The organism is Streptococcus pseudopneumoniae (genome assembly GCF_001072665.1).
Taxonomy (GTDB): Bacteria; Bacillota; Bacilli; order Lactobacillales; family Streptococcaceae; genus Streptococcus; species Streptococcus pseudopneumoniae_S.
In genome coordinates this window covers 1-225 of sequence record NZ_JVJI01000013.1, presented here as the reverse complement: position 1 = coordinate 225, position 225 = coordinate 1, and the positions used below count along the sequence as shown (strand labels likewise).

The window sequence follows — 225 nt, the reverse complement described above, 5'->3', positions numbered from 1 at the left end:
TATATTTATTCCATAAGCGAACTCTAACGTTTGGCCCGATTCGCTTTTCAAATGAGATTGAACTTAACTGTGTTTTTGTAGCAAAATTAAAACTAATTTCTACTTCAAAATACTCTTCTGGGGTATGGTCTTTATTATAAGTTCCAAACGGATAATATTTAGAATACTCTCCATCACTTGGCCAACCTGGACTAATTTCAAAGCCATCTATATGCCTTAAAATAT

General features: G+C 32.4%; 1 protein-coding gene. It reads right to left on the bottom strand.

What is annotated here, in order from left to right; genetic code table 11:
- Positions 1–225, bottom strand: a 225-nt coding sequence (locus tag ADH52_RS01270; protein WP_049509603.1) for a TipC family immunity protein, incomplete at both ends; no start/stop codon positions are given.